The 8,132-nt window shown below is 72.1% G+C and carries 7 protein-coding genes and 2 pseudogenes; 4 read left to right on the plus strand and 5 right to left on the minus strand.

The window, feature by feature from the left end; all coding sequences use genetic code 11:
• The first annotated feature begins 209 nt into the window (after window positions 1-209).
• Complete coding sequence (locus ACIGW4_RS35120) at window positions 210-1,493, plus strand: competence protein CoiA (RefSeq protein ID WP_399585549.1); 1,284 nt, start codon at window positions 210-212, stop codon at window positions 1,491-1,493.
• A 111-nt stretch (window positions 1,494-1,604) separates the two neighbouring features.
• Here ACIGW4_RS35120 and ACIGW4_RS35125 read toward each other — a convergent pair.
• Together ACIGW4_RS35125 and ACIGW4_RS35130 are read right to left on the minus strand one after the other, a co-directional pair.
• Window positions 1,605-2,099 (minus strand): annotated as a pseudogene (locus ACIGW4_RS35125) (transposase family protein); the annotation flags it as partial.
• A gap of 132 nt (window positions 2,100-2,231) precedes the next feature.
• Window positions 2,232-3,146 carry an SDR family NAD(P)-dependent oxidoreductase gene (locus tag ACIGW4_RS35130; RefSeq protein ID WP_399585552.1) on the minus strand — a complete coding sequence of 305 codons (915 nt, stop codon included), beginning with the start codon at window positions 3,144-3,146 and terminating at the stop codon, window positions 2,232-2,234.
• A 357-nt stretch (window positions 3,147-3,503) separates the two neighbouring features.
• Here ACIGW4_RS35130 and ACIGW4_RS35135 point away from each other — a divergent pair, with 357 nt between their 5' ends.
• Window positions 3,504-4,244, plus strand: a complete 741-nt coding sequence (locus ACIGW4_RS35135) for a class I SAM-dependent DNA methyltransferase (RefSeq protein ID WP_399585555.1) — start codon at window positions 3,504-3,506, stop codon at window positions 4,242-4,244.
• Window positions 4,245-4,373: 129 nt separating this feature from the next.
• Here ACIGW4_RS35135 and ACIGW4_RS35140 read toward each other — a convergent pair.
• Window positions 4,374-4,586, minus strand: a pseudogene (locus ACIGW4_RS35140) (transposase); the annotation flags it as partial.
• 196 nt (window positions 4,587-4,782) lie between these two features.
• Here ACIGW4_RS35140 and ACIGW4_RS35145 point away from each other — a divergent pair.
• Window positions 4,783-5,865 (plus strand): esterase-like activity of phytase family protein, encoded by a 1,083-nt coding sequence (locus ACIGW4_RS35145; RefSeq protein ID WP_399585558.1) that lies wholly within the window; start codon window positions 4,783-4,785, stop codon window positions 5,863-5,865.
• A gap of 29 nt (window positions 5,866-5,894) precedes the next feature.
• Here the strand turns inward: ACIGW4_RS35145 and ACIGW4_RS35150 are convergent, their stop codons facing one another.
• On the minus strand, window positions 5,895-6,251 hold the full coding sequence (locus tag ACIGW4_RS35150; protein WP_399585561.1) for a hypothetical protein: 357 nt from the start codon (window positions 6,249-6,251) through the stop codon (window positions 5,895-5,897).
• 609 nt (window positions 6,252-6,860) lie between these two features.
• Between ACIGW4_RS35150 and ACIGW4_RS35155 the strand changes: the two genes are divergently transcribed.
• On the plus strand, window positions 6,861-7,019 hold the full coding sequence (locus ACIGW4_RS35155) for a hypothetical protein (RefSeq protein WP_399585563.1): 159 nt from the start codon (window positions 6,861-6,863) through the stop codon (window positions 7,017-7,019).
• A gap of 178 nt (window positions 7,020-7,197) precedes the next feature.
• Here ACIGW4_RS35155 and ACIGW4_RS35160 read toward each other — a convergent pair whose 3' ends face one another.
• Window positions 7,198-8,025: a winged helix-turn-helix transcriptional regulator gene (locus ACIGW4_RS35160; RefSeq protein WP_399585566.1), complete on the minus strand. Its 828-nt coding sequence runs from the start codon at window positions 8,023-8,025 to the stop codon at window positions 7,198-7,200.
• Window positions 8,026-8,132 lie beyond the last annotated feature (107 nt).

Raw genomic sequence — 8,132 nt, forward strand, 5'->3', positions numbered from 1 at the left:
ACCGCCGAGCGACCCATCAAGTCCAGCCCCTGACCCACATCCACCATGACGCCCATCCTCTCCGAGCTTGACGAAGGAGATAGGGGCACCCCCCCAACTGGCCGACGTCGCCGACGCCGACTCGTTCCTGCTGCACCGCCGGCTCAACGAGGACCTGCGCCGCCTGGCTGCGGCCGACGGTCGGAGACACCAGAAACGGAGGCGTGACCATGGGCTTCACCGCACAGCACGACGGACGCGGACGGCTGGATGCCACCCAGGCGGACCTCGGCTGCGGTTGGGTGTGGGAAGCGGTCCACCGCGCCCGGCCCCGGGTCGCGATGACGTGTCCGGAATGCGCGCACCCGGTCCACGCGAAGGTCTCCCGGTACGGGCTGCGGTTCTTCGCCCACGACCCCGGCTCCCCGACCTGCGCGCTGGCCGGGGAGTCCATGGAGCACCACCTGCTCAAGCTGGAGCTTGCCACCGCCGTACGCGCCGCCGGCCACCACGCCGAGCTCGAGGTCCGCGGTCCGGACGGCGACTGGCGGGCCGACGTCATGGCCACCTCCCCGGACGGCACCGCGCGCATGGCGTGGGAGGCGCAGCTGTCCCCGATCACCGTCGACGAGATCACCCAGCGCACCGCCCGATTCGCCAAGGACGGCGTACGGGTGTGCTGGGTTGCCACCAAGCTGCGGCTCTGGGCCGGCGAAGTGCCCTCCGTCCACGTCCGGCCACCGGGCGACCGCGAGCCGAACTGGACGGTGGCCGGCGGACTGGCCCGCTTCACCGTCACCAAGTGCGACGACGAGTACTCCCTGTGCCGCGCCGTCGGCCACGGCGAGTGGCACGAGACAGAAGCCGACCTGCGATCCTTCACCGCCTGGGCGCTCACCGGCCGCGCCGTCGCCCACCGGTTACCGAGCTGGCTGCACACCGACCAGCACGCCTGGACCGGCGTGTGGACCGCGCCGCAGTACATCGACGCCGCGGCGGCCTACCGGCAGGCCCGCGACCGCGCGGTCGCCGAGTTGGAAGAACAGCAGCGACGGGAAGAGATACGGCGCCGCCGTCGGGAAGCGGAGCGCCGGGCCAGGGTGGCAGCCCTCGCAGCCGCACCGCCCAAGCCCCCGGCGAAGCAGCCCGCCGTACCCGAGCAGGGCAGCAGCGCGGCCCCGCGCCCCGAGCCGGTGTGGGAGGTCGACCTCCCCCACCACGAGCGCCAACGCCTTCGCGAGGCCGCCCTGTCCGAGGCCCGGCTCCTCTTCGGCGTCGAGACCGATCTGCGCCACCACGACCGTGATCGCCGCTGGGCCCTGGGGTCCCCCTTGTACGTAGGCGATCGGCCGTACGCGGTCCTGCGTCCCCATCCCCAGCTCGTCGACTGGGGCCGGCTCAAGGGACTGCTCATCTTCGTCCGCGACCTCGATGAACTGCGCGTCCTCGGCCGTACCGCGCCCAACGGCACCCGCATCATCGTCCTGCCCGAACAGCCGGCCCCGTCCGACTGACGCGTGCCCGATATCGCTCCCGCATCCGCGCGGGAGATCCACCCCGTCACGCCCGCCATTAATTCGTACGCATGATCACATGGCGAGGTTTTCGCGTACCTGCAGAGGCGGGACGAGGATCTGCCGGGTGAGGCAGGCCTGGGCGATGCCGTGGGCACGCGCGACGGTCAGGTCGTGGGTGCGTCCCGGTGTGGCCCGGTGTGGCCCGGTGTGGCCCGGGAGAACCACAGCGGTGTGTCGTCCGGCCGGGCGATGACCTGGACGTTCACACCGTGCTGCTTGTGCTTTTGGGAGTGGTACGGCTCGTCTGCTGCGATGCGGTCGGTGGTGGTCAGGGTGCCGTCGACGATGACGAAGTCGCCTTCGCCCAGCCCGGTCAGGGCCTCGTGCAGGCCCGGCGCCCACGCTGCGAGGACGTCCGGGGTCTCGTCGACGAGCAGTGCCTGTTTGAAGCAACCAAGCCGTCTCCATGGCGGTTCAGTTCACGCCTTTGGGCGTGGATGAGCCAGGAGACATGCTCGACGAGCTCGTACGGGACGTCGAGCGTGGAAGGTTACGGAACCAGCAGGGCCCCTTGGTCGCCGGTGTGATGAGTGGGATCACCACGCGAACGACCAGGGGCCCCGCCCTGTCACACCCCCGCCCACCAGGCCGTTCCGCCCGTCCGGCGAAGGACGGAAGAGGTCCGCTGAGCGCTTCGGGTGGCGAATGAGCGCTTGAGTCGGCGAGCTGAGTGCTTCAGATGGCGGTGGCAAGCGCGACGCCGGTCAGCTCCGTGCTCGCCTCCCACAGCCGACGTGCCGTTTCGGCGTCCTCCAGCTGGGCCCACAGCCGCTCGCGATGCGGCCGACCCCGCAGTCCGAAGACGCGCGGGCCCCACAGCTCGCCCCCGGCGATCTGGGCGTCGAGCACCGCCCGGACCGCGGGCCGGGCACCCGCGTGCTTGCCCTGGAGGACAAGTGCGGCGGCCGCCCCGCGCAGCGCCGCCCCGGCCTTCCGTACATGGACCGGGGGCCGCGACGGGGTGAGCGAGTCCAGCGCACCGCCAGGATGGACCACCACGCTCGACACCGTGCTGCCCGCGGCCCGCAGTCGGCGGTCGAGTTCCAGGCCGAAGTACATCTGGGCCAGCTTCGACCGGCCGTAGGTGCGCTTGGCCCGATAGCCGGCCCGGGACTGCAGATCGTCCAGGTCGAGCCGCTCGGACTTGGCGGCGAAGCTGCCGACGGTCACGACGCGGGCGCTCGGCGCGGCCTCCAGCAGCGGCAGCAGCCAGTGGGTGAGCGCGAAGTGCCCGAGGTGGTTCGTTCCGAAATGCACCTCGTTGCCGTCCCGCGTCTCCCTCCGCTCCGGCCCTTCGAGGAGGACGCCGGCGTTGTGGACCACCGCGTCGAGGCGCTCCACCTCCAGGGAATCCACGGTTCCCCGCAGCGAGCCGAGATCGGCGAGGTCCAGGCCCACCGAGCGCACCCGTGCACCGGGCACCCGCGCGCGGATCGCGTCCAAGGCGGCCTCGGCCCGCGCGGCGCTCCGGCTGCCCAACACCACTGTGGCGCCGGTACCGGCCAGCTGCTCGGCGGTGAAATACCCGATACCCGCGTTGCCGCCGGTGACCAGGTACACGCGGTCAGCAGCGGAAGAGATCTGAGACATGGCGGGAACTCCCGTGAGGTGCGACGGCGGCTCCCGGCGGAGCAACCCGGCGGCCACGCTGCCACTGGCCTCCGACATATCACCGACAACCGTCCGACAGGGCGGAGCCGACCGCGCGTTCACGCGCAGCCGCGCGACCGACTACCGAAGGCCATCAGCCGCGACGGGGCTGCTCAGAACTCCTGACGCAATGTGGTCCAAGGCGGTTGGACCACTCCGGGACTGACGAGCTGGGGTGTGGGGCGGTTCGGCCGAAGCCGTGGCAAGGCGACAACGGGTTGCGGGCGGTGCACGCCGAGACGAGGAGAACTTAAATGCGTCGACAGCGCCCCTCGACACCCGGCACAGTGGCCACCCGTGACGAGCAGTGAACTGTGGACCCGCGCGACCGCCGAACGCTACGACGCCGAGGAGGCCGAAGCGTCCTCGGCTGCCGTTCTCGGACCGACCCTCGACTTCCTCGCCGACCTCGCCGGAGACGGCCGGGCGCTGGAGTTCGCCATCGGAACCGGACGGGTGGGAGTCCCGCTCCGGGAACGCGGCGTGCCGGTGGTGGGCATCGAACTGTCCGAGCACATGGCGGCGGTGCTGCGGCGCAAGGTCGACGAGGGCGCCCTCCCGGTGGTCATCGGGGACATGGCCACCACCGCCGTTCCCGGCGGGTTCACCCTGGTCTACCTCGTCTACAACACCATCTCGAACCTGCTCACGCAGGACGAGCAGGTCGAGTGCTTCCGCAACGCCGCACGGCATCTGGAGCCCGGCGGGCGGTTCGTCATCGAGCTGGGTGTGCCGCCGCTGCGGTTCCTGCCGCCCGGCCAGGTCGCGGTGCCGTTCGACGTCTCCCAGCAGCATCTCGGTTTCGACACCTTCGACCTGGTCGAGCAGATGCTCGTCTCGCACCACTTCACCCGCGACGGCGACGACGGCCACTACCGCCGCGAAAACTCCCGGCACCGCTACGCCTGGCCGGCGGAGCTCGACCTGATGGCGCGGATCGCCGGACTCGACCTGGAACGTCGCGTTGCGGACTGGGACGGGTCCCCCTTCACCCAGGACTCCGCGAAGCACATCTCCGTGTGGCGCAAGCCGGCCTGAGGTCGGCCACCGGGCCGTCAGCGCCGGCCGTGCCTGTCTTGGACTTCTATCGGGTCTCGGGAGTTCGGGCGGCGCCGGCAGATCAGTGCGCGTCCAAGGGCGAGGAAGGCTTCGTGGATGTCGTCGCGGATCTCCCAGCACCACGTCCGGGCGGCGCCGGGGCCGGCCTCGCTTGCCCCTCACCGGTGGCACCGCCTGAAGCAGCGGCATCAGCTGAGTGGTGTCGTCGCGGTTGCCACCGGTCAAGGTGGCGGCGAGCGGAATGCCGGCGGCACCGATGATCAGGTGATGCTTGCTGCCCGTCCTGCCCCGGTCAACAGGGCTTCGTCCCGTCTTGGATCCCCCGGTCATGCTCGATTGGAGATCATTTCGCCAGGAGTCCTCAGGGAAGGACTCCGGAAGGCGTTTGTGAACGGGAGTTGGCGGGTTCGTTGCCGGGCTGCCGCCTCCTCTTCCTCTTTCTTTCGATTCGGCATATGACGGCCTGTAAGCCCCCAGTCGCTCCTTCGGACCGGTCGAACCACCAGGAAAGGCCTCCATGCCCCGCCGCCTGCGCACCTTCGTCCCCACCGCGACGGCCACCGTCGCCCTCTGCGCGCTGCTCGCTCCGACGGCCGATGCCGCGCCCGCCCCCGGGGGCCGGGCCTGCTCCCCGTACATGTCCGTCGCCGGCTACTCCGACGCGCTGGACAAGGCCCAGCTCGACGGGAAGCTCGTCGGCGGGATCTCCGGGCTCGCCCTCGACCGGGACGGGACGGTCGTGGCGGTCTCCGACAAGTCGGTGCTGTACCGGCTGGAGGTGGCCGACGGGGACACCCCGGCCGCCACCGCCACCGCGCGGCTCCCGCTCACCGACGGTGCCGGGAAGGTCCTGGACTCGGAGGCGGTGGTCGTCGACCGCGACGGGACGTACCTCGTCACCGACGAGACCGCCCCGGCCGTCCGCCGCTACGACCGCACGGGCAGGGTCCTGGCGGCCCTGCCGGTCCCGCCGGCGTTCCGCATCGCCCCCGAGGGCCGGGCCGCGGCCAACCAGACCTTCGAGTCCCTCACCCTCCTGCCCGGCGGACACACCCTGGTCGCGGCGCTGGAGGGCCCGCTGGCCGGGGACGGCAAGGACGCGAGCGGGCGCACCCTCCAGCGGATCCAGACCTGGGAACGGCGCCGGGACGGATCCGGGGAGTTCGTCCTGGGCCGCCAGTACGCGTACCCCGTCGACGCGGGCCACGGCATCGCCGAGCTCGCCGCGACCCGGGACGGGCGGCTGATCGTGCTGGAACGGGGCTTCACCCGCGAGTTCAAGATCACCGCCCGGCTGTACGCGGCCGACCCGCTGGGCGCGAGCGACACCTCGGGGACCGGGACGCTGACGGCGGGGCCGGGGCTGCGGCCCGCGCGCAAGACCGCGATCGGCGACTTCGACGCCTGCCCGACGCTGGGCGCCCCGTCGAAGCTGCCGCAGAACCACCCCCTCGTCGACAACATCGAGGGCATGACCGTCATCGGCCATGACACCGCGGGCCGCGTCCGGCTGCTGCTGACCAGCGACGACAACGAGTTCCCGCAGCAGATCACCCGGCTGTACCGGGTGGACGTACGGCTTCCGGCGCGTGGGGTGTAGGCGGGGCGGGCCTCCTTTTTGTGGAACCGTCAGCGGGCCGGCGGGGTGCGCGGGTCCCGCGGCCTGCCGGCGCGCTCCACCAGCAGCGGCAGCAGCGTCTGCCGCCACGTGTCGAGATGGACCATGCCGCCGGACATCCCGCCGTGCGCGTACCGCTCCCGGTACACGTGCGGCGCCGGCTCGCCGTGGAGGTCGACCTCCACGAGCTCCTCGAACGTCGCCCGCAGGAGGCCGGCGACCGCCTCGGCCGACGGCGGGACGTCCGTACCGGACAGGGCGTCGCGCAGCGCCTGCCAGACGTGGGGGTCGCCGCGCAGCCCCCATCGGGCGGGGGCCGGGTCGAAGAGCTCGGACATCTTCGCCGCGGCCGCTCGATCATGTGCCATGGCGTCAGTCTCCCAGAGGTCCGCGGCCTGTCCGATCCCGATCCGCTGGGCAGGGCTTACTGATCTTTCCGTTGGTTCTATGGGGTCGGCGGAGCCAGTGGCGGGATCCTGATGCGGTGTCTTTCAAGCCTTCGTCTGTTGTTCCTCTCCAGAGATCGCACGGATGCTGGGGGTCAGTGACGAGAGTGTGGGGCGGTGGAAGCGGGTGTGGGAGGGGGCAGCACCGATGCCTTGCGCCGGCGCCCGGCTACCGGGCGTCCGCCCGAGCGGGACGATGCCCAGGTCGAACGGGCGCGGACTGCGCTGGAGCAGGGTGCCCGGCCGCATGGCTTCGAGGCCGACCGGACTCACCTTCCACCCACCGACTCCACAGAACTGACGAAAAGACCAGTAGGGGCGTGCCGCTGGTCGAACAGTGGGGATGTCGTCCCGTGCGGCCGTCTGTGACGCTTCCTCGGCGGGCACTCCTTCCGTCACCGACAGAAGAGGTCCTAGGCTCGGCCCTGAGGCGCGGGAGCGGTGGCCGCGCGCCGCCGAGGGGCCGAGGGAAGCAGGCGTGCCCGGGAGTACGAGGCCACCGGCCTACAGGTTGGGGACGGGGTCCGGGAGATGGACGTGGTGGTCGCGGTACTGCTCGCGGTCTTCATCCCGGTCGGGCTGCTGGCGCTCGGCGCGGGAGGCTACTGGCTGTGGGTTCGCTTCGGGACGGATGCGCCATGGCCGTACGGCGGCGGTGGGGACTCCGGTGACACTTGGGGCGGCGCGTAGGCCGGTCATTCCGCGCCGTGGCATGAGGCGTTGACCGTCGATACGCCGGTGGGCGCGGCAGCACCGTCCCTCCGTCCGTTCCGCCGGGTCCCGCCCGCCCGTCATCGCGGCCGCGTCCAGGTGGGCCTTCCCCGGGATCGGGCTCTCCGGCTGCGCGGAAGAGGTCCGTGCGGTGCTGTCAGCCCTCCGCCGCCAGGCGCCGCACCTCCGTCAGCGCCTCGCGCACCGCCGCCGGGATGTCAGTGACCGGGAAGCGCGCGTGCCGTACGACGCGGTCACGGTCCAGCACCAGCACGGCCCGCTTCAGCCGCAGCATCTGTCCGGCGCGGAAGGTGGGCAGTCGCAGGGCGGCGGCGAGGCGCAGGTCGACGTCCGAGAGGAGAATGAAAGGCAGTCCCTCTTCCACCGCGAACACCCGCTGTTCATCCGGGCGTTGGGTGCTGACGCCGCGCACCTCCGCGCCCTCAGCGCGGAAGTCCTCGTACGCGTCCCGGAAGAGCCGGTTCTCCAGTGTGCAGCCGATGGCGCCGGGGATGCCCGACCAGCCCTCCGGCAGGGGGCCGGGATTCCCGGTCGCCGGATAGCAGAACAGGACTGTGGCCACGCCGCCGGCCACCGGGTCCACCGGCGCGCCGTCCCGATGCCCCGGCAGCTCCAGGGCCGGCAGCCGCTCGCCCGCCAGGCCCGCGACGCGCCGCGCCTCCGCACTCGCCTCGTCGGCGGTGCCGCTGAGCGAGCCGTCGCCGAGGACCCAGCGGTCCGCCCAGTCCTGCATCGACAGCAGGACCGGCAGCAGCCCCCAGCCGCTCTCCGTCAGCCGGTACTCGTGCCGCACCGGCCTGTCCTGATACGGGACCTTCTCCAGCACCCCCGTCTCCACCAGGTGCGCCAAACGCTCGGTGAGCACCTTCCGGGAGATGCCCAGCTCCTCCTGGAGCGCGTCGAACCTGTGGTGCCCTCGGGCGGTCTCCCGGATCAGGAGCAGGCTCCACCAGTCGCCGACCACCGCCGCGGGGGGGGGGGGGGGGGCGGGCGCCGCCCCCCCCCCGCCCCCCCCCCCCCCCCCCCCCCCCCGCCCCCCCCCAACCCACCCCCCCCCCCCCCCCCCACCCC

This window comes from Streptomyces sp. NPDC053513 (assembly GCF_044544765.1).
GTDB lineage: Bacteria > Actinomycetota > Actinomycetes > Streptomycetales > Streptomycetaceae > Streptomyces > Streptomyces litmocidini.

Bases quoted from the DNA above. Each gene is read 5' to 3' on its own strand.
- ACIGW4_RS35145 (WP_399585558.1), top strand. From the start codon at position 4,783: ATGCCCCGCCGCCTGCGCACCTTCGTCCCCACCGCGACGGCCACCGTC.
- ACIGW4_RS35130 (WP_399585552.1), bottom strand. From the start codon at position 3,146: ATGTCTCAGATCTCTTCCGCTGCTGACCGCGTGTACCTGGTCACCGGC.
- ACIGW4_RS35120 (WP_399585549.1), top strand. From the start codon at position 210: ATGGGCTTCACCGCACAGCACGACGGACGCGGACGGCTGGATGCCACC.
- ACIGW4_RS35155 (WP_399585563.1), top strand. From the start codon at position 6,861: ATGGACGTGGTGGTCGCGGTACTGCTCGCGGTCTTCATCCCGGTCGGG.
- ACIGW4_RS35150 (WP_399585561.1), bottom strand. From the start codon at position 6,251: ATGGCACATGATCGAGCGGCCGCGGCGAAGATGTCCGAGCTCTTCGAC.